Raw genomic sequence first — 23,577 nt, forward strand, 5'->3', positions numbered from 1 at the left:
AAGTCCCAGGTATGAGGATGGTCTCCATGTCGCAGACCAACACTCCGCTGCCCCGGCAGGTCGCCGACGCCTACGTCGACGATCTCATCGCCCTCAACCCGGTCATCGGTACGTATCTCGGCGTGAAGGAGAGTTCGAGCAGGCTGCCCGACCTCTCCCCCGCAGGTCAGGAACGACTCGCGGAGCTTCAGCGGGCGACCCTCGCGAAGCTCGACGAGGCAGAGCGCCGGCCCGGCGCGGACAGTGGTGTCGAGCGCCGGTGCGCGCGCCTGCTGCGCGAGCGGCTGACCGCCGCACTCGGCGTGCACGACACCGACGAAGGGCTGCGCGAGGTGGGCAATATGCACACCCCCGCGCACACAGTGCGTGATGTGTTCACGCTGACGCCGGCGCAGTCCGACGAGGACTGGGCGGCGATCGCCGAGCGGCTGCGCGCGGTGCCCAGCGCGCTGGCCGGCTACCGCGAGTCCCTCCAACTGGGCCTGGACCGCAAGCTGTTCGCGGGCCCGCGCCCGACGGCCACCTTCATCGACCAGCTCACCGAGTGGTCCGACCCGGACGGCGAGGGTCGCGGCTGGTACGAGGACTTCGCCTCGGCCGGACCCGAGTCCCTGCGCGCCGAACTGGACGAGGCCGCCCGCGGGGCGACCGCGGCCCTGGTGGAACTGCGGGACTGGCTGCGAGATGTGTACGCGCCGGCGATCGAGGGCGCGCCGAACACGGTGGGCCGTGAGCGGTACGCGCGCTGGGCGCGCTACTACAACGGTACGGACCTGAACCTCGACGAGGCGTACGCGTACGGCTGGTCCGAGTACCACCGGCTGCTCACGGAGATGAAGCGGGAGGCCGAGAAGATCCTGCCCGGGGCCGAGACCCCGTGGGTGGCCCTCGCGCACCTCGACGAGCACGGTCGGCACATCGAGGGTGTCGACGAGGTCCGCGAGTGGCTCCAGGGTGTGATGGACCGGGCGATCGAGGAATTGGACGGCACCCACTTCGAACTCGCCGAGCGGGTACGGCGGGTGGAGTCGCGGATCGCGCCCCCGGGCAGTGCGGCGGCGCCGTACTACACGTCACCCTCGCAGGACTTCTCGCGGCCGGGCCGCACCTGGCTGCCGACGATGGGGCAGACGCGGTTCCCGGTCTACGACCTCGTCTCGACCTGGTACCACGAGGGCGTGCCCGGCCATCACCTCCAGCTCGCCCAGTGGGCGCATGTCGCCGAGGACCTGTCCCGCTACCAGGCGTCCGTCGGCATGGTCAGCGCCAACGCCGAGGGCTGGGCGCTGTACGCGGAGCAACTGATGGACGAGCTGGGCTACTTGGAGGACGCGGAGCAGCGACTCGGCTTCCTGGACGGGCAGATGATGCGGGCCACCCGGATCATCGTCGACATCGGCATGCACCTGGAGCTGGAGATCCCGGCGGACTCGCCGTTCCATCCCGGTGAGCGGTGGACGCCGGAGCTGGCGCAGGAGTTCTTCGGCGCGCACAGCAGCCGTCCGGCGGACTTCGTGGAGAGCGAGCTGACCCGCTATCTCACGATCCCGGGCCAGGCCATCGGCTACAAACTCGGCCAGCGGGCCTGGCTGTTGGGCCGCGAGAACGCGCGGCGGCGGCACGGCGACGACTTCGACCTGAAGGCGTGGCACATGGCCGCGCTGTCGCAGGGTTCGCTGGGCCTGGACGACCTGGTGGACGAGCTGTCACAGCTCTGACGCCGATGCCTGGGGCGGACGTCCCTTCGGCCTCAGGGCAGTTGGCGCCTGAGGCCGAAGTCCCGTCACCCCCAGGTCAGTTGGGAAGCCGTCGTAGTTGCACAAGGCCCAGCCAGGTCTCCGGGCCCGGCTGGGCGCGGCCCGCGCGGACGGCGTAGCGTCCCGGTTCCAGGTCGACCTTCAGGTGCTCGGTGCCCTCGGAGTCCCGCCCGGGCCACGCCGAGTCGAACAGCACCAGCGGTCCGGGGACGTCCCACCGCACCTCGTTCTCCCAGGTCGCGGTGGCGAGCGCGGTGGGCACTCCGGCCAGCACCTCGTCCTCGGAGTCCGCGGCACACCACCGTACGAACGTGCCGTGCTCCGGCAGGAAGGCCGTCGAGGCGGGTTCGTCGCCCAGGACCAGGGCCGCGCTGTCCCCCACCGGCAGCAGGCCGACGTATCCGCCGACCTCGCACGCCCGGTCGTAGTCCGAGGCCAGTTCGTCGCCGTCGGCTCCCGTCCAGAACGGCAGCACCGTCTCCGGTACCGCTATGAGCGGCCCGCCGCCCGACTCCACCCACTGCACCGCCGTGCCCGGCTCCGCGTATAGCGCCATGGGCAGAACCTAACGCACAGCGAGCCCACATGTTCAGGGTTCGAGCCGCCGCGCGCGCCGCCAACTCTCCTGCGGGCAGAGCCCGTTCGCAGCTTTAGCAGCCGCAGTCGGCCGCGTCCACCGGCGCCGTCAGCGGGTCGGCCGAGCGTCGCTCCCGCCCCTGCCAGGTCTCGAACTCGAAGCCCTCGCGCACCCAGTACTCGAAGCCGCCGAGCATCTCCCGCACCTGGTAACCGAGTTCGGCGAGGGCGAGGGCCGCGCGGGTGGCGCCGTTGCAGCCGGGGCCCCAGCAGTACGTCACCACCGGCACGGATCTGTCGAGGAGCCGCCCGGCCTGTTCGGGAATGAGTGCGGTGGGGAGGTGGACCGCTCCGGGGATGTGCCCCTGGCCCCAGGACTCGGTGGAGCGTGAGTCCACGAGGACGAAGGCGGGATCGCCGGAAGCGAGCGCGGCGGCGACATCGGAGACATCGCTGTGGAAGGCGAGGCTCGCGCGGAAGTGGGCGGCGGCTGCCGCGGGGGTGGTGCTGCTCATGGCTGACCGGCCTTTCACCGAGGTGTCCTGACACCCGGAAATCTACGGTCGTCGGCCTGTCGCCTGAAGTGACGATTCCCGGCGTCCGGCTTGATTTGCCGGGGATTCCCCTGCTATTTCTCGGCTATGACCACGTATTCCCCGGACGCCACCGACTGGCGCATCCTCGACGTCCTCCAGCGGGAGGGCCGGGCCGGTTTCGCCGAGCTGGCCCGGGCCGTGTCCATGTCCGCGAGCGCGGTCACCGAGCGGGTGCGGCGGCTGGAGGAGGCGGGGGTGATCCAGGGGTACACGGCGGTCGTGGACCCGGAGCGGCTCGGCCTGCCGATCCTGGCGTTCGTGCGGCTGCGCTATCCGAACGGCAACTACAAGCCGTTTCACGACCTGGTCGCGGTGACGCCGGAGATCCTGGAGGCGCATCACATCACGGGCGACGACTGCTTCATGATCAAGGTCGCGGCCCGCTCGATGCGCCACCTGGAGGAGGTGTCGGGGAAGATCGGCGCGCTGGGCTCGGTCACCACCAGCGTCGTCTACTCCTCACCGCTCCCCCGCCGCCCGCTCGGTCACTGACCTCACCGACCTCACTGCCCCCGCTGTCGTACGGCCGACCCGGCCCGCCCCTTCACGACCTCCAGCTGCGCGTGGATGCGCCGCCGCAGGTCGGCGACATGGCTGACGATGCCGACGCTGCGGTCCCGTTCGCGCAGCGAGTCCAGGACGTCGAGGACCTCGTCGAGGGTCTGCTCGTCGAGGCTGCCGAAGCCCTCGTCGATGAAGAGGGTGTCGAGCCGGACCCCGCCGGCCTCGTCGGTGACGACGTCCGCGAGTCCGAGCGCGAGGGCGAGCGAGGCGAAGAACGTCTCGCCGCCGGACAGCGTCGCCGTGTCCCGCTCCCGCCCGGTCCACGCGTCGACGACATGCAGCCCGAGCCCGCTGCGGCCACGCCCGGCCCGGTCGTCGGAGTGGACGAGGGTGTAGCGCCCTGACGACATGCGCCGCAGCCGTACGGTCGCGGCGGCGGCCACCTGTTCCAGGCGGGCGGCGAGGACGTACGACTCCAGGCGCATCTTGCGTTCGTTGTCCGCCGAGGTGCCCGCGGTGAGGGCGGCGAGGCGGGCCACCCGGTCGTACTCCTCGCGCAGCGGCGCCAGTTGACGTGCCCCGGCCGCCGACCGGGCGGAGAGCCGGTCCAGTTCGGTGCAGCGCCGGGCCGCCGCGTCGCGCGCGGAGGCCGCGTCGCGAGTCCGCCGCTCGGCCGCGCTCGCGGCGCGCTCCGCCAAGTCCAGTTCGGCGGGGGCCTGTTGGGAGGCTGCCACGGTGTCGGCCTCGGCGAGGACCGCCCGTACGGCGGCCTCCTCCGACTGCCAGGCGTCCAGGCGCCGTTGGAGTTCGCGATGGGCACTGTCGTCGAGGAGGGCGTCGGCAGCCGCCTGCGGGGTGTCGAACCCGGCGCGAAAAGCGGCGTCGGCCAGCCGCGCGTCGGCGTCCTTGAGCCGCTGCGCGGTGTCCTCGGCGACCCGTGCGGTGTCGGCGGCGTCGGTGAGCAGCGCGGCCTGCCGCTCCAGCTGGGCGGCGCGCGCCGCCACACTGTCGGCGGTGCCCCGCGTCTGCGCCAACTCCGCTTCCAGCAGGGTGCGTTCGCGGTCCAGGGTGTCGCGGAGGGTCGTACGGGAGGCGGCTCTGAGGGCGGCCTGCTGCTGGATGTCGATCCGCCGGTCGTGCTCCTGCTCGGCCCGCCGCAGCTCCTCGGTCGCGGGGTGCAGCCAGGACGCGTCCCGGCGCGCCTGCTCGTACAGCCGCTCCAACTCCGCCACCTCGTCGGCGAGTTGATCGGTGGGCGTGTCCCCCGCCTCCGCCGTGGCGGCGGCGAGCGCTTCCCGTACGACACCGAGGCGGCGCTCGGCCTCGGTGCGCTGTTCCTCGGCGTGCTGGTGGGCGGTGAGGGCCTGTTCCTCGGCCGCGCGGTCGACGTGTTCCGCGGACTTGCGGGCGGGCGCGGGGTGTTCGGAGGCTCCGCAGACCGCGCAGGGTTCGCCGTCGGTGAGGTGGGCGGCGAGTTCGGCGGCGATGCCGTTGAGCCGCTGTTCCTTGAGGTCGAGCCAGTGGGCGCGGGCGTCGACGGCGCGTTCGGCGCGGGCGAGCACCTGGCGCTGGGCGTCCTCCGTGTCACCGGCGAACTGGTCCCGCTGCCGGGCCGCCCGGAGCCGCCGCTCGGCGGGCTCGCGGCGCACGGCGAGCTGTTCGGCCCGGCTCGCGGCCTCCTGCGCGGACTCGATCCGGGTCCGCAGCTCCGCGCGGTTCGTGTCCCACCCGGCGAGCCAGGCCTCGGCCTCCTGCCGTACGTCCTCGTCGGCACGCTCCTGCCGCTCCAACTCGGCCCGTTCTACGCCGAGTTCGGTCAGCCGTTGTTCGGCGCGGCGGGCCGACTCCAGGCCGCCCAGCTCCTCGGCGGCCCGGCGGGCGGCGGCGGTGAGCCCGGCCGCTCCGGCGTCCGCGAAGGTCTCCGGCAGCAGGTCACGTGCGCGCGCCTCGGCCCGGGCGGCTTCCCGGTGTTCGGTCTCGGCGGCCTCCCGCAACTCCAGCGCCGGCGCCACCGCCTCCGCCTTGCGGGCCCGCTCCATCCGCGCCTGCGCCTGCCGGTAGCCGTCGGCGCGCTCCTCCAGCAGCGTGGCCCGCTCCCGGGCCTGCCCGAACCGCTGTTGCAGGCGCGCCAGTTCGCGTACGTCGGCGAGCTCTCGGTCGGCGGCTGCCCGGGCGGACTCGGCGGCACTGAGGCGGCTGTGCGCGATGGTCAGCTGCTCGCGGGCGGTGCTGCGGGCGACAGCCGCCGCGCCCAACACCTCGGCGGTCAGGCCGGGTTCACCCGGTGCGAGGTCCGGCAGCTCCATGGCGTTCCCGGCGGCCTGCTGCATACGGTGCGCGTCGGCCAGCAACTCGGCGTCGCCCTGCCGGACTTGAGCCTCGGTGGCGCGCCGCCGGTCGGCGAGCCGTTTCTCGACCTCGGCGAAGCGGTGGGTGTCGAAGAGGCGGCCGAGCAGTTTGCCGCGCGCCTCGGCGTCGGAGCGCAGGAACCGCGCGAACTCCCCCTGCGGCAACAGCACGACCTGGCAGAACTGCTCCCGGCTCATCCCGAGCAGCTGGGTGATCTCCTCGCCGATCTCCTGGTGCGAGCGGCTGAGGTCCTTCCAGTCACCGGCCGACGCGTCGTACTCGCGCAGCCAGCTCTGTGCCTTCTCGACCGTGTTCCCACGGCCCTTCTTCTTGGGGCGCTCCCAGGGCGGCTGCCGGGTGAGTTCCAACCGCCGCCCGGCGACGGTGAGTTCGAGTCGGACCTCGGTGCGGGTGGCGGGCGCCGCGTGGTCGCTGCGCAGGGTGAGCCCCTGGCCGGACTGCCGGACGCCGGGCACCGAGCCGTAGAGCGCGTAGCACACGGCGTCGAGGACGGAGGTCTTCCCGGCGCCGGTCGGGCCGTGCAGGAGGAAGAGGCCGGCGGAGGACAGTTCATCGAAGTCGACGGTCTGCGAGCCGCCGAAGGGACCGAAGGCGGTGATGTCGAGCCGGTGCAGCCTCATCGGACACCCTCTCCTACCGAAGACCGCGCATTCACTCGCGCCGAGGGCCGCGCGTTCACGGCGTCACCTCCCGTACCATCGCGTCCGCGCGCACCGCGTCGAACGCCTCCTGGAGCACGGTCTGTTCGTCGTCGTCGGGTCCGGCGCCGCGCACATGGGCCACGAAGTCGTCGGCGATCTCCTGGTCGCTGCGGCCCGCGAGACGTCTCGCGTACGACTCGTCGGGGTCGTCCGGGGACCGCTCGGGGTCGAAGACCAGGCTGAGGGTGTGCGGGAAGCGTTCGGTGAGCCGGGCCATGGGGTCGGCCGGGCGCACCGGGTCGGTGAGCGTCGCCTCGACCCAGGCCTCCTCGTGCCGCGCAAGCTCCGGATCGTCGAGCAGGTCCTCCAACGCGCCCCGGATCCGGGCCAGTTCGCGCTCCACCGGGCAGTCGACGCGCTCGGCGGTGACGGTCCCGTCGGCGTCCAGGTCGACGAGCCACATGCTCTTGCGGTGGTCGGCCTCGGAGAAGGAGTACGGCAGCGGGGAGCCCGAGTAGCGCACGCGCCCGGTGATGGTCTGCGAGCCGTGCAGATGTCCGAGCGCCACATAGTCGACGCCGTCGAAGACCCCGGCCGGTACGGCGGCGACCCCGCCGACGGTGATGTCCCGCTCGCTGTCGCTGGCCTCGCCGCCGGTGACGAAGGCATGGGCGAGGACCACGGACCGGGTGCCGGGCGCGCGGGTGGCGAGGTCGGCGCGGACGCGTTCCATGGCGGCGGCCAGCACCGCTTCGTGCCCGGCCTTCTCCACTCCGAACTCGGCCTTGACCAGGGCGGGTTCGAGATACGGCAGCCCGTAGAAGGCCACGTCCCCGAACGCGTCCGGAATCACCACGGGCGTCCCGCAGGCCGACGGCTCGGTGCGCAGATGGATGCCCGCGCGGTCGATGAGTCCCGCGCCGACGCCGAGGCGGCGGGCCGAGTCGTGGTTCCCGGAGATCATCACCGTGGGCACGCCCAGGTCGGCGAGCCGGTGCAGGGTGTCGTCGAAGAGTTCGACGGCGGCGAGCGGCGGGACCGCACGGTCGTACACGTCTCCCGACACGACCACGGCGTCCACCGCGCGCTCGCGCACGACGGTGACGAGGTGGCTCACGAAGTCGGCCTGGGCCCCGAGCATGTTCACTCGGTGGAACGCCCGGCCCAGGTGCCAGTCGGAGGTGTGCAGCAGTTTCATGGAGCCACCACGCTAGCGCCTGTGGCCCCCCTGCTTCACCACGGCCACACGTCCGCGCCTGCCTCGCCGTGCGAGACGCGACGAATATCCCTTATGTCGATATCGAACACCCCTTATGTCATGGCCTGGTACACGAGGTTGCGCAGCTGGCGGCGGACCGGTGGGCGGTGTGTGCCCCAGGTGACGACCTGGGAGCAGAAGACCGCCGTGACGCCGTCGACCGGGTCCACGAAGAAGTGGGTGTTGGCCGCGCCGGACCAGCCGAACTCCCCCTTGTTGCCGAACGAACCCGCGCCCACGGGGTCGGTCATGACATAGAAGCCCAGCCCGAACCCGCAGCCCCGGTGCTCGTCGTCGGGGTACAGCCCGAAGGAGTTGATCCCGGCGCCGCCGGGCAGGTGGTTGGCGGTCATGTGCGCGAGGGTCCGGGGGCCGAGCAGCCGCTCGCCGTCGAGTTCGCCGCCGCGTACGAGCATGGCCGCGAAGCGGTGGTAGTCCTCCAGCGTCGACACCAGTCCGGGCACACCGCTGCCGGACGGGAACGGCGCCGGTTCGCGGAAGGTGGGCCGCAGTTCCTGGTTCACGGCGAGCCGGCCCGATTCGGGGTCCGGGCTGTAGACCTCGGCCAGGTCCGGCACCCGCTCGGGCGCGAGCGCGAACGTCGTGTCGGTCATCCCGAGCGGTTCGAGCACGTTCCGTTCGATGAACCGGTCGAGGCTCCGGCCGCTGACGACCTCGATGATCCGGCCCAGGACGTCGACGCCCAGGGAGTAGTTCCAGGCCGTGCCCGGTTCGAACAGCAGCGGCAGGGCGCCGACGTCGGCGCACATCTGCTGGAGGGTCGCGCCGGGCAGCGGCAGTACGTCCTGGCCCGCCTGGCGGTACAGCGCGTCGACGGGGTTCATGTGGGCCAGTCCGAGGGTCAGCCCGGCGGTGTGCGAGAGCAGGTGGCGCACGGTCACCGGGTGGGCGGCCGGGCGCACCCGCACGCTCCCCGGCGACCCGCCGTCGTAGACCCGCATGTCCGTGAACTCGGGGATGTACTCGCCGACCGGGTCGTCGAGTCCGAGCAGGCCGCGCTCGACCAGCATCATGACGGCGACGGACGTCACCGGTTTCGTCATGGAGTAGAGGCGCCACAGGGTGGTCGGCTCGACGGGTAGTCCGAGTTCGAGGTCGCGGAGTCCGCCGCCCGCCGCGTACACGGGTTCCCCGTGGCGGGCCACCAGTGCCGACCAGCCGGGGATGACCCCGAGTTCGGTCTGCCGGTCGAAGAACTCGGTGATCCGGCCCAGGCGTTCAGAGCTGAAGCCGGACCGCTCCGGGGGCTTGGTGACGCCGAAGCGTTCGGCGAACCGCTGCATGTGGGCCTCCGTGTACGGGAGTTGGCCGGTCATGGGCTGGTGGGAGCTGGGGTCTGCACTCCGGCCGCCGCCAACAGCTTTCTGGTGTAGGGGTGTTGGGCGTCGGCGTAGACCTCCTCGGTCGTGCCGTGCTCCACGACGTCACCGCGGTAGAGGACGACGATCCGCTGGGCGAGGTGCCGTACGACGGCGAGGTCGTGGGAGATGAACAGGTAGCTGACGCCCGTCTCCCGCTGAAGGTCGGTGAAGAGGTTCAGGACCTGGGCCTGGACCGACAGGTCGAGTGCACTGACCGGCTCGTCGCACACGATGAGCTTCGGCGCCATCACCAGGGCCCGGGCGATGGCGATCCGCTGCCGCTGGCCGCCGGAGAACTGGCGCGGGTAGCGGTCGGCCGCCTCGGCCGGGAGCCCGACCAACGCCAGTACCTCTCTTACCCGTTGCTGGACCACGGACCGTTCGTCGCGCGAGTGCACGAGGAGCGGTTCGGCCAGGGTCTGGCCCACGGTCAGTGCCGGGTTGAGTGAGCCGTTGGGGTCCTGGAAGACGGCCTGGACGCTCTTGCTCAGCTCCCTGCGCCGGGCGCCGGCGGCATGGGTGATGTCCTCGCCGTCGAACAGGATCGTGCCCTGGGTGACGGCCGTCAGCCCGAGCACGGCACGGCCCAGCGTGGACTTCCCGGAGCCGGACTCGCCGACCAGCGCGACGGTCTCGCCGGGCCGGATGTCCAGGGACACGTCCCGGATGGCCGGGGTGCCCCTGCCACGGCGGTGGTACGAAACGGAGAGGTCGCGGATGTCGAGCAGGGGCTGTTCGGTCACGCTCGCACCGGGCGCGCTCACGTCGGCCGTACGCCCGTCTTTCGTGCTCACGAGGACACCTCCAGCAGTTCTTCGCCCAGCTCTTCCTCAACCAGCACGCAGCGGGCGACGCCCTGGTCGTCGGGTTGGGTCAGGGCGATCGGGGCCTCGGTGCAGCGGGCGACCCGGTCGGGGCAGCGGTCGGCGAAGTGGCAGCCGATCGGCCACTGGCCCGGGGGCGGCACGGTGCCGGGGATGGTGGGGATGGGCTCGCCGACCGTCGCCAGGCGCGGGTTCGCGGCGAGCAGCTTGCGGGTGTACGGGTGCAGCGGCGCCGTCATGACGCGCTCCGTGGGACCGGCTTCGACGACCTGGCCGGCGTACATGACCAGGGCGGTGTCGCAGGCCTCCGCGATGACGTCCCAGTCGTGGCTGATCATCAGCAGGGCCATGCCGGTGTCCCGCTGGATGGTGCGCAGCAGTTGGACGATCTCGCGCTGGACGGTGACGTCGAGCGCGGTGGTCGGTTCGTCGGCGACGAGGATGCGCGGGCGTCCGGCGAGCGCGACGGCGATGGAGACGCGCTGTGCCATACCGCCGGAGATCTGCGACGGGCGGAGCTTCAACACCCGGTCGGGGTCGGGGAGTTGGACCTGGGCGAGCAGTTCGCGGGCGCGGAGTGCGGCTTCCTTGCGGGAGAGTTTCTCGTGGGTGCGGACCGCCTCGCGCAGCAACTGGCCGATGGTGAAGAGGGGGTCGAGGCCGACCATGGGTTCCTGCGAGATGAACGCGATGGTGCCGCCGCGCAGTGCCCGCCACTGGGCCGGGCCGAAGGAGCCGACGTCGGTGCCGTCGATCTCGACCGTGCCCGAGGAGACCCGGGCGCCGTTCGGCAGCAGGCCGAGCAGGGCGAGCCCGGTCATGGACTTGCCGCAGCCGGACTCGCCGACCAGCCCGACCGTACGGCCCTGCCCCACGGCCAGGCTGACGTCGCTGATCAGCTCGACCTCGCCGTGCTCGGTCTCCGCGGTGACGGTCACCTTGGTGAGCCGTACGACCGGTTGCGGTTCCGCCAGCAGCCAGGCGTCGTCGGACTCCGGTGCCGCGGCGGCGGTCACCGGAGCAGTAATTGCCTTACGGTGTCGGGTCGTTGGCGCGTGGGAGGTGCCGGACCAGCGTTCGGCGAGTGTGTCGCGCAGGCCGTCGCCGAGGACGATCAGCGCGGCGGCCGTGACGGCGACGAGACCGCCGGTCGGGATGGCCAGCCAGAGGCTCTGGTTGAGGGTCTGCGCGGCATCGGCCATCATGCCGCCCCAGGACGGGGCGGGCGGCTTCACGCCGAGGCCGATGGCGTTCAGGCCGGCCGCGATGAGCAGGGTGTTCGCGCAGGCCAGGGCCGCGTTGACCAGGATCAGGCCGGTGATCCTGGGCAGCACGTGCCGACGGGCCACGCGCCAGGTGCCGAGGCCTGAGACCCGCGCGGCGGCGACGTAGGTCTCGCGGCCGACCGTGAGGGACGCGGAGCGGACGACCCGCATCATGCCGGGTACCGACAGCAGGCCGATCACGATCATGGCCGCGGTCATGCTCTGCGAGAACAGGGCCAGCACGATCAGCAGCAGGATGATCCCGGGGATCGACATCACCACGTCGGCCAGCCGCATCAGCACCGCGTCGATACGGCCCCGGCGCAGACCGGCGACCAGGCCGAGCGGTACCGCGATCACCAGGGTGATCAGCACGGCGATCGCGATCTCGCGGAACGTGTCCGCGCCGCCGTACATCAGCCGCGAGAGCACATCGCGGCCGAGGCGGTCGGTGCCCAGCAGGTGCTTCGCGCTGGGGCCGCTCAGTGCGGCGGCGAAGTCCGCCTGCTGGGGCGGGTAGGGCGCGAGCCAGCTCGCGCCGAACGACGCGATCAGCTCCAGGACCAGGACCACGGCCGGGACCGTGATCCGCGGGCGGCCCAACGCCCGCCGGAGGAAGGGGACTTGGGGTGTGCTCATGCGGCGACCGCCTGTGGGTTGAGCCAGCCGATGGCGAGGTCGAGCAGGAGATTGAGTCCGACCACGATGAGGGTGAAGTACACCGCCACTCCCTGGATCACCGGAATGTCGCCGCTGGACGCGGCGGTGACCGCCGCGCTGCCGAGGCCGGGCAGGCCGAAGAGTTCCTCGATCACCACGGCCGAGCCGAGGAGCCCGATGAGGTTGTTGCCCGCCACGGTGAGGACCGTGACGGAGACGTGCCGCAGCGCGTGCTTGAAGAGGATGGAGCGCTCGCTGACGCCGTTGGCGCGCAGGTTCCGTACGAAGTCTCGGCCCAGTACGTCGGCGAACTGCTCGCGTGTCTGCTTGGCGATCACCGTGACCAGGGCGAAGGCCAGGGCGGCCACCGGCAGGACCAGTGAGCGCGCCCAGCCGCCCGCGGACGTCCCGAAGAACACGTAGCCGTTGGCGGGCAGCAGGTCGAACCGGGTGTTGAAGATCCAGATGCCCAGCAGACCGACCCAGAAGGCGGGGATGGTCATGCCCGCGATGGACGCGCTGTCCGCGGCGAGCCGGGTGGCGCGCCCGCCGCGAACGCTCGCCATGCCCAGGACGACCCCGACCACCAGCGCGAGCAGGGTGGTCGCGATCACCAGGGAGAGGGTCACCCCCAGCCGGGTGTTGAGGGTGCCCGAGACCGATTCGTTGTTGCTGATCGAGCGGCCGAGGTCGCCGTGGACCGCGTCCTTGAGCCAGGCCCAGTAGCGCTCCCAGACCGGCTGGTCGAGGTGGAGGCGGTGGCGCAGCGCGGCGATCGCCTGGGGTGAGGCGGTCAGCCCTCCGATGGACCGGGCGGCGTCACCCGGGATGAACAGCTGGAGGAAGAAGGTGAGCGCCGAGACGAAGAGCAGCAGGGGTACAGCCTGCACGATCCGCATTCCGCTGGTTCGCCACATGACTGGGTGCCTTTCTCGGGAGGGTCACTTCGCGGCGTACAGGGACGTCAGGTCCGGGGTGAGGTTGGTGGCCGAGAGGTCGATGCCCTTCAGTCCGGGCCGGGCGTAGACGATCTTCTCCATGGAGACCATGGGGATCGTCCAGGACAGGTCGGACAGCCGCTGTTCGAACTTCTGCCAGCCCTGCTCCTGGAGTGCGCCGGAAGGTGCGGAGGCCGCCGTGCTGTAGAGCGTGTCGAGCTGCTTGTCGCTGACCTTGAGCGGGTTGCCCCAGCTGTAGAGGAGGTCGTTGCCCTGGGCGTAGGGCGGGGCGATGCCGGCGCCGTAGTCGAACATCATCGCCGGGAACTTCGCGTAGGTGGAGAACAGCTCGTTGACGTTGGCCGGGACGTTGATCTTGACGTTGATCCCGATGTTGGCCATCTCCGCGGCGAAGGCCTCCGCGGCCTGGGACTCCCCTACGCCGGTGAGGTTCACCGTGATGGACATGCTGAAGCCGTTGGGGTAGCCGGCCGCCGCGAGGAGCTTCTTGGCCTTGGCGACGTCGTAGGGGTACTTTCCTTCGCTGCCCTGGGTGTAGCCGCTCGTGTTCGCGAGCACGGGGTAGTCCCAGCCCTTGGCGTACGAGCCGTAGAGGGCCTTGGCGATCGAGTCCCGGTTGATGCCGTACATCATGGCCTGGCGTACCCGCAGGTCACCGAGGGCCTTGACCATGGTGCCCGCCCGGTCCTGGATCATCAGCTGCATGATCGAGTAGGGGCTCGAAAGGACCTGGAATCCGGCGGACTTGGCACCCTTGGCGGTGGTGGAGTCGCCGAGCGCGTAGTCGACCTCGCCGGAGCGGAAGGCGCTGAGCGTGGTGTTCGTGTCCTTGATGACCTTGACGACGACCTTTTTCCAGTGCACCCGCGACTTGTCGTAGTACGTGGGGTTGGGGACGTAGGTGTAGGTCTGGCCGGAGACGGTCTGCGAGCTGTCGATCATGTACGGTCCGGCGCCGTGGGTGGTGGTCCCCAGTTCGCTCGTCCTGGCGAGGCCGGTGGGGCTGATGATCTCCCCGGTGGTCGGTCTGGAGAGGTAGAGCGGCAGCAGCGGGTCGGACGTCTTGAGATGGATGCGGAGGGAGAGCGGGGAAGTGACGTCGATCGATCCGACGGGGGCCAGGTCGGCCGCCAGTGGGCCGCCGGCCTTGGCGTAGTACTCAAGCGACTTCTTCACGCCGTCGGCGGTGAGTGCGGAGCCGTCGTTGAACTTCACACCGGACCGCAGGGTGAGGTCGAAGGTCTTGCTGCCGGAGCCGACGAAGCCCCATTTGGTCGCGAGGGCGGGCGTGTACTTCCCGTCCGGGGCCTGACGGATCAATGTGTCGTATGCCAGTTCGAAAAAGTACTGCTGTGGGTCGGAGGAACCGCCCAGAGCCGGGTTGAGGCTGTTGGGCGCGATGGCCGAGGCGACCGTCAGGACGCTGGGGTCCTGGGCCTTCGCGGTACTGGACGAGGTGCTGCCGCCACCGCCGCACGCGGTGGTCAGCAGCGCCAGCCCGGCGGCACCGGCCGTGACGGTGAGTGTGAGACGCGAACGAGACATCTGAACCTCCGGCGTTGAGGCATCGAACGGGAACGCGGGGTTCACCGGGCGTGGGGAAGGAGGCCACCGTCGTGGTGGCCGCTCCGTTGCGTGAGTCCGCGGGGATGGAGGGGCGGCGGGACGGTCTCGCCGTACGGCTGCGTACGGCGGCGTCCGGAAACCGCGGAGCGTGGCCCGGCTGAACGGGGAACACGCGAACCGTGCTGTCGAGAGCTGCGAGCCTAGGAGTGAAACCGCTGTTCGGCCCACTCTTGTGGAGGTCGGGCCGAGCAGGGGGTGGGGCCCCACGGATCGGAGTTCGCCCATTATTCGGTCGGCCGCCGCATTCCCGGAAAGACTCCAGTCCGCTGAACGGACCGCCGGACACATCGGGACACCGCGGCCGCCCCCGGCCGGGAGGCGCCGCGGGACCTCGCGAAGGCGGTGGCGGAGGCGGTGGGTGGTGGTGTCGGTCCGGCCGGGGCGCCGGCGGCGAGCAGGAGCCGACCGCCGGGGCCGCCCAGGTCGGGGAGACCAGGCGCGCGGGTGCTCCTACGGCGACGGTGCCGAGAGAGACGCGGGTGCCGCCCGGGGCGGGGGTCGGCCGGGGGCGGCGGCCGACGCCGAGGAGCTGGGCGCCGCCCCAGACCTGGTGGGCGCCGGGGGGCATCGGCTCGTCGCCGGTGAGGGTGGGCGGGGCGATGACCGTCTCGCCGGTGATCACGACCCGGTGGCGGTCTCCGTCGAGCGGAACGACTGGGCCTCCAGCCTGACCCGCCCCTCCCGGAACCGGAACGGCGGCGCGTCGGCGGTGCACCGCTCGACGTCCCGCGGTCCGCCCGGCCGGCCGACCGGAGTTCTCCCGCCGGTGCTCCCCCAGGCGCTCGACTCCCCACAGGAAACCCTCAACTCCCCTGCCCCATACGGGAGCTGCGCTAATCTCACGTCACACGCACCACGCGAGAGACACAGGGTTCCCATGCCAGTCGAGTACCGCGGTCGGTCCGAAACGATGGCCTATGCGGCGGCGGGGATGGAACCGCCGCCCGAGGTCCCGTTGCGGAAGAGCGATCCCCGGCAGGCGGGCCCGTACCGCTTGCTGTCGGTACTGGGCAGCGGCGGAATGGGCCGGGTCTATCTCGGCCGCGACACCACCGGCTCCACCGGCCCGGCCGCCGTGAAGGTGATCCGGCCCGAGTACGCGGAGGACCCGCAGTTCCGCAAGCGCTTCGAGCGCGAGGTCGGCGCCCTGGACAGCATCCAAGGGGCGCACATCGTACGGCTGTTGGGCAGCGGCTGTGACGAGGACCTGGTCTGGGTCGCCACCGAGTACATACCCGGGCCCACGCTGGACCAGCTGGTCGCCGCGCGCGGGCCGGTCGACGCGGCGGCGGCCTGGCGGCTGATGGGCGACGTGGGACGCGCGATCGAGGCGATCTGGCGCTCGGGGCTCGTGCACCGCGACCTCAAGCCGTCCAACGTCATCCTGGGTGCCGACGGCGCCCGCGTCATCGACTTCGGGGTCGTCCAGGCCACCGACGGCACCTCGATCACCGCAACCGGCCAGAACGTGGGCACCCCCGCCTACATGTCCCCGGAGCAGGTCCGCGGCCAGGAGGTGACCGCCGCCTCGGACGTCTTCTCGCTGGCCTCCACGCTCACCTACGCCGTCGCCGGGGAGGCGCCGTTCGGCGAGGGCACGGGCGTCGACGTGCTGCACCGGGTGGCCTTCGACCCGCCCCGGGAGGAGACCCTCGACAAGGTGGCGGCCGTGGACATGGACCTGGCCGCGTTCATCCGCGTCTGCCTGGACAAGGACCCCGAGCAACGGCCGTTGCCCGAAGCCGTGTTCAGGACGGCCATCGGGCATCAGCTGTCCGGGCCGGTCGGGGACCCACCCCCTGTGGCTCCCCGGCGCGCGGCCTCCCCCGGCCTCACGATCTCCCCCGTCGCGGCGCCCCCGGAGCAGCCCGCCGAACCCGGCGAGCCCCAAGTAGCGCCCCGGAAGCGGATGTTCACGCCCGGGAAGCGCGGAAAACTGGTCGCGGGTGCCGCCGCAGCCGTCCTGGTCGCCGGCGGCATCACCGCGACACTGCTGCTGCACGACGGCGGCGGGACGTCGGCCGGTGCCGCGCCCAGGACGCCCTCGTCCGGTGTCGCGCCGGAGAACTCGCCCTCGGCGGGCGGCAGTTCGCCGAGCACGGCCGCGAGCGCGTCGGCGACGACGAACGGGCCGTCGCAGAGCCCTTCGAGCGCGCCGAGCACCGCCACCCACGATCCCGCGACCCTCGACATCCGGATCGCCTCGTGCGTCGCCGAGATCGCCTCGCACTCCCACGGCGACTGCGTCAGGGCCCTCCAACTCCTCCTCGCCGGCTACGGGTTGCACGTCACCGTCGACGGCGACTACGGGGCGGCGACGACCGACGCGGTGAAGGCCTTCCAGACCGAGGCCGGAACCACCCCGAGCGGAACGGTCGACGCGCCGACCATGAAGCTGCTGTACGGCACGGAACGCGGACCGGTCAGGACCGGTTCGGTGACCGTCACCGAGAGCGTGCACGCCGTCGATGTCGCCCGGTGCCTCGACGCCCGCGTCTCCGCGGTGCGGGTGTGGGGGTGCGACGGCACGGCGGCCCAGCGGTGGGCGCTGTACCGCGTGCCCGGCCACGCGTCCCAGTACCTCGTCGTCAATCAGGGCAGCCACGCCTGCCTGGACGCCGACGCCGACACTGTCGGCCAGAACTTCTCGAAGATCCGGGCCAGGAGCTGCGACGGCCTGAGCGCGCAACGGTGGCAACTGGGCAGCGCCGGGACCCTGGTCAGCGCCCCGGACGGCTTCTGTCTGGACGCGGAGGCCGACCAGTCGGGGCAGGACGGTCAGCCCGTCCAGACCTTCGGCTGCGCGGGCAGCTCCAACCAGGTCTGGAACTGGCACTCCTGACGGAGCATCAGAACACGTTCGAAGACGGTCAGGCGTCCCCGTACGCCTCGCCGCCCAACTCCAGCGCCGCGGTTCCCGCCGTCGCATCGGCGAGCCACGCCCTGAAGGCGTCCACATCGGCGTCCGGCAACCCGATCTCGATGGTCACCGCCTCGCCGTAGCGGACGTCCCGGACCTCGCGTCCCGTGGCGCGCAGGTCGTTCTGGATCTTGCCGGCCCGCTGGTGGTCGACGGTGACCGTGGCGAGCCGGAAGCGGCGGCGGGTGAGCGTGCCGAGGGTGTCGAGCGCTTCGCCGACCGAGCCGCCGTAGGCCCTGATGAGGCCGCCCGCGCCGAGCTTGACGCCGCCGTAGTAGCGGGTGACGACGGCGACGACGTACCGCATGTCGCGGCGCAGCAGCATCTGGAGCATGGGGACGCCGGCGGTGCCGCCGGGTTCGCCGTCGTCGCTCGCCCTCTGGATCGCGGCGTCGGCGCCGATGACGTAGGCGAAGCAGTTGTGCGAGGCGTCGGTGTGCTCCTTGCGGACGCGGGCGACGAAGTCCTGCGCCTCCCGCTCGGTGGCCGCCGGGGCGAGGGCGCACAGGAAGCGGGAGCGGTTGACCTCGGTCTCGTGCACGCCCGGGCGGGCCACTGTGCGGTACTCGTCCTGCATCCGGCCAGCCTATGCGCAGGGTCAGGGGTCGCCCCCGGTCCGGGTGCGGGTGACGATGTGGTGGATACTCGCTGCTCGTTGCCCCGGTGGCGGGCACGGTGGTCCGATCTCAGGGAGTTCTCGGCATGACCGGCGCGCAGGTGGACCCGACGGAGAGCGTGGAGTCCGGCGGTTCGGGGTCCGCCGCCGAGCGCTGCCGGGCCTGGCTGCTGGAGGGGCTGAGCGAGCAGAGCGCCCGGCATCCGGGGCCGCACGCGACGCCGAACCCGGAGCACGAGGGGCACCGGTGGTGGCGGGTCATGTGTCTGACCGGCGTCGACTACTTCTCGACGCTGGGTTATCAGCCGGGTATCGCCGCCCTCGCGGCCGGACTGCTCTCTCCGCTGGCGACGGTCGTGCTGATCGGGCTCACGCTGCTCGGGGCACTGCCGGTCTACCGGCGGGTGGCGCACGAGTCTCCGCACGGCGAGGGGTCGATCGCCATGCTGGAGCGGCTGCTGCCCTGGTGGTCGGGGAAGATCTTCGTCCTGGTGCTGCTGGGCTTCGCGGCGACCGACTTCATGATCACGGTCACCCTGTCGGCGGCGGACGCGGCGGCGCACGTCGTGGAGAACCCGTTCGCGCCGGGCTGGATGCACGGCGGCAACACCTGGATCACGCTGGTGCTGGTCGGCGCGCTGGGCGCGGTCTTCCTCAAGGGGTTCCGGGAGGCCATCGGGATCGCCGTGGTGCTGGTGGGCGTGTACCTCACGCTCAATGTGGTGGTCCTCACGGTGTCCGCCTGGGAGGTGCTGAGCCATCCGGTGAAGATCGGCGACTGGACGGACGCGGTGACGGCCGCGCACTCCTCGCCGCTCGCGATGGTCGGGGTCGCGCTGCTCGTGTTCCCGAAACTCGCCCTCGGCATGTCCGGCTTCGAGACGGGCGTGGCGGTGATGCCGCAGGTCAAGGGCGATCCCACGGACACCTGGGAGAAGCCGACGGGCCGTATCCGGGAGACCCGCAAGCTGCTCACCACAGCCGCCGTGATCATGTCCGGTTTCCTGCTGCTGTCCAGCCTGGCGACGACCATCCTGATCCCGCAGAGCGCGTTCAAGACGGGCGGTCCGGCGAACGGCCGCGCCCTCGCCTATCTCGCGCACGAGCACCTGGGACAGGTCTTCGGCACGTTCTACGACGTCTCGACGATCGCGATCCTGTGGTTCGCGGGCGCCTCCGCGCTCGCCGGCCTGCTGAACCTCGTGCCCCGCTATCTGCCGCGCTACGGCATGGCCCCGGAGTGGACGGGGGCGGTGCGTCCGCTGGTGCTCGTGTTCATGGTGACGGCCGTGCTGATCACCCTGTGGTTTCACGCGAGCGTCGACGCACAGAGCGGCGCGTACGCGACCGGTGTGCTGGTGCTGATGCTCTCGGCGGCGTTCGCCTCCACGGTCACCGTGCACAAGCGCGGCCACCGCAAGGCCACGCTCGGCTTCGGCGTGATCACCGCCGTGTTCGCGTACACCCTCGTCACGAACGTCATCGAACGGCCCGACGGCATCAAGATCGCCGGGATCTTCATTCTGCTGATCCTGGCGACGTCGTTCGGTTCGCGCATCCACCGCGCCTTCGAACTCCGCGCCGCCGAGGTCACGTTCGACGCCACGGCGGCCCGTTTCATCGACGAGGCGGCCCGCTCCGGCCCCCTGCGCCTGATCGCCAACGAGCCGCAGGAGCACAGCAGTCGGGAGTACCGGGCCAAGGAGTACAGCCAGCGCGAGGAGACCCACATCCCGGACCGCGGGCCGGTGTTGTTCCTGGAGGTCCTCCTCCACGACTCCTCGGACTTCTCGGCGGACATCACCGTCCACGGCGAGGAGAAGTACGGGGTACGACGACTCCGCGTCGAGGGCCCGACGGTCCCCAACGCGATCGCGGCCGTCCTGCTCTCCCTCCGCGACCGCACCGGCAAGGTCCCGCACGCCTACTTCACCTGGACCGAGGGCAACCCGGTCAGCCATCTGATCCGCTTCCTCGTCTTCGGCGACGGCGAGGTCGCCCCCGTCACCCGCGAGGTACTGCGCCGCGCGGAACCGGACCCGGAGCGACGGCCCCGCGTCCACGTCGGCTGACCGCCGTGAGAGTCCTCGTGGTCGGCGGCAGCGGCTTCCTGGGTACGGAACTCGTCCGCCGGGCGAGCGCGGCGGGCTGGGCCACGGCGGCGACGTACTGCTCCGCGCGCCCCGGCACCGTGCCGCCCGGTGTCTCCTGGCACCGGCTCGACCTCCGCGCGAACGCCCAACTCGACTCCCTGCTGGCCGAGTCGGAGCCCGACGCGATCATCAACGCGACCAGCGGACAGAGCGACTGGGCGGTCACCGCGGACGGTTCGGTCCGCGTGGCGATGGCGGCGGCACGCCACGGATGCCGCCTGGTCCATGTCTCCAGCGACGCCGTGTTCTCCGGTTCCCGGATCTCCTACGACGAGTCGTGCCTGCCCGACCCGGTCACCCCGTACGGCGCGGCGAAGGCCGCCGCCGAGACCGCCGTACGCCTCCTGACACCGGCCGCCGCGGTCGCGCGCACCTCACTGATCGTCGGCCACGGCGGCTCCGCGCACGAGCGCATGGTGCGTGAACTGGCCGCCGGTGCCCGCGAGGGCGTCCTGTTCACGGATGTCGTCCGCTGCCCGGTCCACGTCGAGGATCTGGCCGCCGCGCTGCTGGAACTCGCGCTGTCCGACGGGTCCGGCATGTTCCACCTGGCCGGTCCGGACGCCCTCAGCCGTCACGAACTCGGTGTGCTCATCGCCCGACGCGACGGACTCGACGCGAGTCGACTCCCCGCCGGACGACGGGAGTTCACGTCCATGCCCCTCGATGTCCGCCTCGACTGCCGGGCCACGCAGGAACTGCTGGGCACGCGGCTGCGCGGAGCCCGGGAGTTCCTCCGACTCCCGTAGAAGCGGGCCTACTTCTTCCTGCCCCTCGGCACGGTCAGGCCCGTCAGCAGGGCCGTGCCAGGGGCGAGGTCCTGCCAGGTGCTGCCGTGCCAGGCCAGGACCGCGATCGCCGAGGTCGGGAACTTCACCCGGACCTCGTCGAGCGCGTCGTCGAGACCGTCACCGGCGAGTTCGAGGACCAGCTCCTCCAGACCGGGGTTGTGGCCGACGACGAGCAACGTCTCGACCTCGTGCGGCACTTGGTGAACGGCGTCGAGCAGGTCCATCACGTCGGCCGCGTAGAGCCGCGGTTCGTACCGCACCGGCGGCGGGGTGCCCCACTCGGCGGAGGCCAACTCCCAGGTCTGGCGCGCCCGTACGGCCGTGGAGCACAGCGCGAGATCCGGCAGGGCGTCCGCCTCGGCGAGCGCGATCCCGGCGGCCGGGGCGTCACGGAGACCGCGCGGGGCGAGCGGCCGCAGCTGGTCGGGAACGCCCGCGGGCCAGGCCGACTTGGCGTGCCGCAGCACCACGAGTCGGCGCAGCGGGCGGGCCCCGGAGCGGGCGTTCACGCCAACGACCCGATGTCACGGGTGAGTTCGAGCCCGAGCAGCCGGTCGGCGTAGGCGTACGTCTCGAAGCGGGCACCGTCCGGCAGGTCGGGCCAGGTCTCCACGCGCCGCAGCACCTCCAGCACGGCAGGCACGTTCAGGTCGTTCTCCCAGGCGCTCCGCAACTCGACGCGCACCTCGTCGGGCACCGGCCGCGAGGGCCGCCGCGCCCAGTCGGCGACCGACCCGCGCCAGTGCGCCAGGGTCCGCCGAGCCTCGTCGAGGGCCGCCGCGTCGAGCCGTCCCGGCAGGTCCCGCGCCTGCGAGAGCAGGGCGAGGCGGAGCGCCCCCGGGTCGGAGAGGTCAGGGGCAGCGGTCGTAGCGGACTCGACGGGCGCTACGGCGACCAGGACTCCCCCGGGTGTCGTCTCGCTCCCGGCGGCCACGTGGAGGACCTGGGCCTCGCCGAGTCCGGAGCCCAGGTCTCCGCCGTCCTCGAACGGGCGGATGCCCAACGCCCCTGCGGCGGCACGGAGCTCGGCCTGCTCGTGGTCGCCGGTGAGCAGGGCCCACACGGGTGTGCCGCCGAGTTCGAGGGCGCGCACGAGGAGGTCGGCGACGAGGAGGACACGTAGTGCCGTGGGATCGAGGCCCGACGCATGCGCCTCGACCCTGGTCAGGCCACGGCGGGCGGGGGCGGCTTCGGTGGAGTCGCCGGTTCGGGCGTCGATGATGCGCAGCACGGCCCGAGCGTAGGCGGGCGGAGGGCCGTACGCACGCATGTTCGCTCTGTTCAGGCCGGAGTGGCGAGGTTCACGCGAGGCTGTCCGGCACATGGATCCGTACCTGGTCCAGGGTCGCGACGGCCGCGGTCTCGCCCAACACGTCGGCCACGCACGGCAGAAACGAACGCAGCCGTCGCTCGTCGTCCACGATGATCACCAGGCAGGGCCCGTGATCGCGGAGGTGCCGGACCTTGCCGGGGTGCCGGGCCTTGGGGTCGCCCGCGCCGAACCCTGCGACGCCGTGGAAGACGCTCGCTCCGGCGAGGCCCTCGCGGTGGGCGCGATGGACGAGTTCGGCGTAGGCGGGTCTGTGGTGCCAGAGCGCGGCCGCGTCGAGATGGATGGTGAGGCGGGCGGCGAGCGGGTCGGGCGCGGGCATCGGGCACCCCCTGCCGTGGGGACTGTCCCGACGGTACTGCGCGGGTCGGCAGGGGGGAACGCGGTCAGCGGGCGAGCAAGTCCCGGAGTGCCTTGGCCACGTCGGCGGGTGCCTCCTCCGCCATGAAGTGGCCGCAGGTCACGGTGGAGTGCCGTAGGTCCGGTGCCCAGGCGCGCCACAGGGCCGCCGCGTCGAAGCCGAGGGCGGCGCCCCAGTCCTGCTGGAGCACGGCGACCGGCATCCGCAGTTGGTTTCCGGCGTCCCGGTCGGCCTGGTCGTGGGCGAGGTCGACGCCGGCGGAGGCGCGGTAGTCGGCGACGATCGACGGGACCGCGGCGCGGCAGGCGTCCAGGTAGGCGGCGCGGACGTCGGCGGGGATCGCCTGTGGGTCGTCGGTCCAGAGGTCGAGGAAGTGGCCGAAGAACGCGTCGGGCGCGGCGGCGATCAACTCCTCGGGCAGGCCCGGGGGTTGGGCCATCAGGTAGAGGTGGAAGCCGACGGCGGCGGTGACTCCGTGCAGCACGTCCCACATGTCGAGGGTGGGGAGTACGTCGAGACAGGCGAGGTGGGTGACGGTGTCCGGGTGGTCGAGTCCGGCGCGGAAGGCGACGAGGGCGCCGCGGTCGTGTCCGGCGAGTGCGAAGCGGTCGTGGCCCAGGGCGCGGGCGAGGGCCACGATGTCGTGGGCCATGGTGCGCTTGGCGTAGCCGGTGCCGTCGGTCTCGGCGGGCTTGTCGCTCGCGCCGTAGCCGCGCAGGTCGGGGCAGATGACGGTGTGGTCGGCAGCGAGGTCGGCGGCGACGTGGCGCCACATGAGGTGGGTCTGCGGGAAGCCGTGCAGCAGCACGACCGGACTGCCCGAACCGGACACGGCCGCGTTCAGGGACACCCCGTCGGCGACGGGAACGCGGTGGTAGGTGAAGCCGGGGATGGTCGGTGGCATGGTGCGCTCCGCTTTCGTGCGTGTGCCAGTGGTGCCTTCGACCCTGCCGCGCGCCGATGAGCAATGGGTGAGCGCGCTACCGTG

The 23,577-nt window shown here is 71.9% G+C and carries 20 protein-coding genes; 6 read left to right on the plus strand and 14 right to left on the minus strand.

Translation table 11 applies throughout. The annotated features are described in order from the left end of the window. Nucleotides 1-26 precede the first annotated feature (26 nt). The gene (locus ACWIHT_RS30175) at nt 27-1,718 is read left to right on the plus strand and encodes a DUF885 domain-containing protein (RefSeq protein WP_456171435.1); all 1,692 of its coding nucleotides are present in this window, start codon (nt 27-29) and stop codon (nt 1,716-1,718) included. Nucleotides 1,719-1,794: 76 nt separating this feature from the next. Here the strand turns inward: ACWIHT_RS30175 and ACWIHT_RS30180 are convergent, their stop codons facing one another. Together ACWIHT_RS30180 and ACWIHT_RS30185 are read right to left on the minus strand one after the other, a co-directional pair. Further along, nucleotides 1,795-2,313 carry an immunity 21 family protein gene (locus ACWIHT_RS30180; RefSeq protein WP_456171436.1) on the minus strand — a complete coding sequence of 173 codons (519 nt, stop codon included), beginning with the start codon at nt 2,311-2,313 and terminating at the stop codon, nt 1,795-1,797. A gap of 94 nt (nt 2,314-2,407) precedes the next feature. Next, nucleotides 2,408-2,848 (minus strand): rhodanese-like domain-containing protein, encoded by a 441-nt coding sequence (locus ACWIHT_RS30185; protein ID WP_456171437.1) that lies wholly within the window; start codon nt 2,846-2,848, stop codon nt 2,408-2,410. A gap of 126 nt (nt 2,849-2,974) precedes the next feature. Here ACWIHT_RS30185 and ACWIHT_RS30190 point away from each other — a divergent pair, with 126 nt between their 5' ends. Next, on the plus strand, nt 2,975-3,421 hold the full coding sequence (locus ACWIHT_RS30190; protein WP_262061820.1) for an Lrp/AsnC family transcriptional regulator: 447 nt from the start codon (nt 2,975-2,977) through the stop codon (nt 3,419-3,421). Between the two features lie 11 nt (nt 3,422-3,432). On the opposite strand, the gene ACWIHT_RS30195 is transcribed toward ACWIHT_RS30190, so the two are convergent. The 7 genes from ACWIHT_RS30195 to ACWIHT_RS30225 form a co-directional block, all read right to left on the minus strand. Then, complete coding sequence (locus tag ACWIHT_RS30195; protein ID WP_456171438.1) at nt 3,433-6,423, minus strand: AAA family ATPase; 2,991 nt, start codon at nt 6,421-6,423, stop codon at nt 3,433-3,435. A gap of 55 nt (nt 6,424-6,478) precedes the next feature. After that, nucleotides 6,479-7,642, minus strand: a complete 1,164-nt coding sequence (locus ACWIHT_RS30200) for an exonuclease SbcCD subunit D (protein ID WP_456171439.1) — start codon at nt 7,640-7,642, stop codon at nt 6,479-6,481. Between the two features lie 113 nt (nt 7,643-7,755). Next, nucleotides 7,756-9,039, minus strand: coding sequence for a serine hydrolase domain-containing protein (locus tag ACWIHT_RS30205; protein WP_456171440.1), 1,284 nt, complete (start codon nt 9,037-9,039; stop codon nt 7,756-7,758). Continuing rightward, entirely contained in the window at nt 9,036-9,878 is an 843-nt protein-coding gene (locus ACWIHT_RS30210) for an ATP-binding cassette domain-containing protein (RefSeq protein ID WP_456171441.1), read from the minus strand. The genes ACWIHT_RS30205 and ACWIHT_RS30210 overlap by 4 nt, the downstream gene beginning before the upstream one ends. Beyond that, nucleotides 9,875-11,812, minus strand: coding sequence for a dipeptide/oligopeptide/nickel ABC transporter permease/ATP-binding protein (locus ACWIHT_RS30215; RefSeq protein ID WP_456171442.1), 1,938 nt, complete (start codon nt 11,810-11,812; stop codon nt 9,875-9,877). Before ACWIHT_RS30215 ends, ACWIHT_RS30210 begins: the two co-directional genes overlap by 4 nt. Next, nucleotides 11,809-12,732, minus strand: coding sequence for an ABC transporter permease (locus ACWIHT_RS30220; protein ID WP_456171558.1), 924 nt, complete (start codon nt 12,730-12,732; stop codon nt 11,809-11,811). The genes ACWIHT_RS30215 and ACWIHT_RS30220 overlap by 4 nt, the downstream gene beginning before the upstream one ends. Nucleotides 12,733-12,774: 42 nt before the next feature. Beyond that, nucleotides 12,775-14,337, minus strand: a complete 1,563-nt coding sequence (locus ACWIHT_RS30225) for an ABC transporter substrate-binding protein (RefSeq protein WP_456171443.1) — start codon at nt 14,335-14,337, stop codon at nt 12,775-12,777. A gap of 50 nt (nt 14,338-14,387) precedes the next feature. On the opposite strand from ACWIHT_RS30225, the gene ACWIHT_RS30230 reads away from it, so the two are divergent. Next, nucleotides 14,388-14,519, plus strand: a complete 132-nt coding sequence (locus ACWIHT_RS30230; RefSeq protein WP_456171444.1) for a hypothetical protein — start codon at nt 14,388-14,390, stop codon at nt 14,517-14,519. Nucleotides 14,520-15,295: 776 nt separating this feature from the next. Continuing rightward, nucleotides 15,296-17,260, plus strand: a complete 1,965-nt coding sequence (locus tag ACWIHT_RS30235; RefSeq protein WP_456171445.1) for a protein kinase domain-containing protein — start codon at nt 15,296-15,298, stop codon at nt 17,258-17,260. Between the two features lie 28 nt (nt 17,261-17,288). On the opposite strand, the gene ACWIHT_RS30240 is transcribed toward ACWIHT_RS30235, so the two are convergent. Next, nucleotides 17,289-17,915 (minus strand): YigZ family protein, encoded by a 627-nt coding sequence (locus ACWIHT_RS30240; protein WP_456171446.1) that lies wholly within the window; start codon nt 17,913-17,915, stop codon nt 17,289-17,291. Between the two features lie 125 nt (nt 17,916-18,040). Between ACWIHT_RS30240 and ACWIHT_RS30245 the strand changes: the two genes are divergently transcribed. Together ACWIHT_RS30245 and ACWIHT_RS30250 are read left to right on the plus strand one after the other, a co-directional pair. After that, nucleotides 18,041-20,026, plus strand: a complete 1,986-nt coding sequence (locus ACWIHT_RS30245; RefSeq protein ID WP_456171447.1) for an amino acid transporter — start codon at nt 18,041-18,043, stop codon at nt 20,024-20,026. 5 nt (nt 20,027-20,031) lie between these two features. Then, entirely contained in the window at nt 20,032-20,856 is an 825-nt protein-coding gene (locus ACWIHT_RS30250; RefSeq protein ID WP_456171448.1) for an SDR family oxidoreductase, read from the plus strand. Between the two features lie 8 nt (nt 20,857-20,864). Here the strand turns inward: ACWIHT_RS30250 and ACWIHT_RS30255 are convergent, their stop codons facing one another. The 4 genes from ACWIHT_RS30255 to ACWIHT_RS30270 all read right to left on the minus strand — a co-directional run bounded on the left by ACWIHT_RS30255 (nt 20,865) and on the right by ACWIHT_RS30270 (nt 23,493). After that, entirely contained in the window at nt 20,865-21,407 is a 543-nt protein-coding gene (locus ACWIHT_RS30255; protein WP_456171449.1) for a SixA phosphatase family protein, read from the minus strand. Beyond that, nucleotides 21,404-22,168, minus strand: coding sequence for a hypothetical protein (locus ACWIHT_RS30260; protein WP_456171450.1), 765 nt, complete (start codon nt 22,166-22,168; stop codon nt 21,404-21,406). The genes ACWIHT_RS30255 and ACWIHT_RS30260 overlap by 4 nt, the downstream gene beginning before the upstream one ends. 31 nt (nt 22,169-22,199) lie before the next feature. After that, nucleotides 22,200-22,550 (minus strand): DUF190 domain-containing protein, encoded by a 351-nt coding sequence (locus ACWIHT_RS30265; protein ID WP_456171451.1) that lies wholly within the window; start codon nt 22,548-22,550, stop codon nt 22,200-22,202. 64 nt (nt 22,551-22,614) lie between these two features. Next, the gene (locus ACWIHT_RS30270; protein WP_456171452.1) at nt 22,615-23,493 is read right to left on the minus strand and encodes an alpha/beta fold hydrolase; all 879 of its coding nucleotides are present in this window, start codon (nt 23,491-23,493) and stop codon (nt 22,615-22,617) included. Nucleotides 23,494-23,577: the final 84 nt, after the last annotated feature.

Source organism: Streptomyces sp. NPDC002276, assembly GCF_053891435.1.

Excerpts from the sequence above, each read along its gene's own strand:
- ACWIHT_RS30175 (WP_456171435.1), top strand. The coding sequence starts at position 27 with ATGTCGCAGACCAACACTCCGCTGCCCCGGCAGGTCGCCGACGCCTAC.
- ACWIHT_RS30180 (WP_456171436.1), bottom strand. The coding sequence starts at position 2,313 with ATGGCGCTATACGCGGAGCCGGGCACGGCGGTGCAGTGGGTGGAGTCG.
- ACWIHT_RS30185 (WP_456171437.1), bottom strand. The coding sequence starts at position 2,848 with ATGAGCAGCACCACCCCCGCGGCAGCCGCCGCCCACTTCCGCGCGAGC.
- ACWIHT_RS30190 (WP_262061820.1), top strand. The coding sequence starts at position 2,975 with ATGACCACGTATTCCCCGGACGCCACCGACTGGCGCATCCTCGACGTC.
- ACWIHT_RS30195 (WP_456171438.1), bottom strand. The coding sequence starts at position 6,423 with ATGAGGCTGCACCGGCTCGACATCACCGCCTTCGGTCCCTTCGGCGGC.
- ACWIHT_RS30200 (WP_456171439.1), bottom strand. The coding sequence starts at position 7,642 with ATGAAACTGCTGCACACCTCCGACTGGCACCTGGGCCGGGCGTTCCAC.
- ACWIHT_RS30205 (WP_456171440.1), bottom strand. The coding sequence starts at position 9,039 with ATGACCGGCCAACTCCCGTACACGGAGGCCCACATGCAGCGGTTCGCC.
- ACWIHT_RS30215 (WP_456171442.1), bottom strand. The coding sequence starts at position 11,812 with ATGAGCACACCCCAAGTCCCCTTCCTCCGGCGGGCGTTGGGCCGCCCG.
- ACWIHT_RS30220 (WP_456171558.1), bottom strand. The coding sequence starts at position 12,732 with ATGCGGATCGTGCAGGCTGTACCCCTGCTGCTCTTCGTCTCGGCGCTC.
- ACWIHT_RS30225 (WP_456171443.1), bottom strand. The coding sequence starts at position 14,337 with ATGTCTCGTTCGCGTCTCACACTCACCGTCACGGCCGGTGCCGCCGGG.
- ACWIHT_RS30235 (WP_456171445.1), top strand. The coding sequence starts at position 15,296 with ATGCCAGTCGAGTACCGCGGTCGGTCCGAAACGATGGCCTATGCGGCG.
- ACWIHT_RS30240 (WP_456171446.1), bottom strand. The coding sequence starts at position 17,915 with ATGCAGGACGAGTACCGCACAGTGGCCCGCCCGGGCGTGCACGAGACC.
- ACWIHT_RS30245 (WP_456171447.1), top strand. The coding sequence starts at position 18,041 with ATGACCGGCGCGCAGGTGGACCCGACGGAGAGCGTGGAGTCCGGCGGT.
- ACWIHT_RS30260 (WP_456171450.1), bottom strand. The coding sequence starts at position 22,168 with ATGCGTGCGTACGGCCCTCCGCCCGCCTACGCTCGGGCCGTGCTGCGC.
- ACWIHT_RS30265 (WP_456171451.1), bottom strand. The coding sequence starts at position 22,550 with ATGCCCGCGCCCGACCCGCTCGCCGCCCGCCTCACCATCCATCTCGAC.
- ACWIHT_RS30270 (WP_456171452.1), bottom strand. The coding sequence starts at position 23,493 with ATGCCACCGACCATCCCCGGCTTCACCTACCACCGCGTTCCCGTCGCC.